Annotated in this window: 2 protein-coding genes; both read left to right on the forward strand. The window is 41.6% G+C overall.

Annotated features, from left to right (window positions below):
- Positions 1–942, forward strand: a 942-nt coding sequence (locus tag AC5RDS_RS05605; RefSeq protein WP_494222252.1) for an RHS repeat domain-containing protein, incomplete at its 5' end; no start/stop codon positions are given.
- Positions 943–951: 9 nt separating this feature from the next.
- On the forward strand, positions 952–1,283 hold a 332-nt coding region (locus tag AC5RDS_RS05610), incomplete at its 3' end, for a hypothetical protein (protein WP_494222253.1).

Raw genomic sequence — 1,283 nt, forward strand, 5'->3', positions numbered from 1 at the left:
GTGAGGGCGATCGTAAACCAGAACGGGGTCGTTACTGCTGAATACGACTACATGCCATACGGCATGCAGCATAAAAACAGTTCTTTGGCAACATCTGATACTAACGAATTCAGGTACAACGGAAAAGAGTTCCTGTCCAGGTTCTGCGTCGACCTATACGACTCGCAGGCCAGATTGCAGGGTATGAACGCACGGTTCAACTCGATAGACCCCCTTGCAGGGGATACGCCCCACGTAAGCCCGTATGTCTATTGTGCCGGGAATCCTATTTTTCGCATAGATCCCACTGGTTTGGCATCCGAAACGCCCTATCATTATAATTGGGAAACCGGCCAATATGAAGATGCAAACGGGCACGGTGTCGTTTGGGGCACAGTTTGGTATTACTTAAAATCTTCGGCAAATGAGTTTGTTGAAAAACAAGTACAAAAATTTGAATCTCGCTTGGACAATGCGGTCAATAACGGAAGTGTTGCGACTGCATCCGTAGCTATGACTGCCGAATTTATTTTTGGAATTGGCCCCGATAAAAGAAATTTCGACGAAGAGCATATCATGACCCAATCGCTAAAGAACTCATATATGACAAAAATAGCATTACGAAAATTCTGGGCAGCATATTCAACAGGTCATACTCCTACTCATTACAGAGTGGATTGGGGGCCAGTCGGGCTTTTTTATGAAACAGGCGTTATCAGTGAGGCATGGCATGACAGGGGATTCTCAACCCCTCAGTTTACCGGAACAGCTACTTACTTTTTTAATATTAACGGAAATAACTTAAATATTACAGTCAAAGACGATAAAAACGAGCGTTCTCTATTATTTCACTTTCCAGGCACAGACCGTCACATACGGGATGAAAACAAATTCATGGGAAAAACATCTCAAAGTTACACTTTCTCAGTACCCTTATCGGAGATACCCCAATTAATAAACTAAATAATTAATATGAAAAAAATTATTTTTCTTTTTTTAATCTCCTGTTCTGTTGTATCATGTCAATACAATTGGCCTATTACAGCAGGATATATAATCACATCTGATATTCCGATGCCAGATTCTTGTGATACTAAATTCGGAGTTTTAATTTATAAAAATGATTACACGGAATACATTGCCGGCTCAATTAAACATGTCTATTACAACGATAAAATTATTGTGGCGCAACAAGACTCTCCGGCACAGCCTACATGGTATATTATCCAACCCCGGGAATACGATTATTTGAACGGCGCATGGGATGACAGGATCATAGGCCCAGTCAGCACCGAACAACGCGA

The organism is Odoribacter sp., from assembly GCF_985060555.1.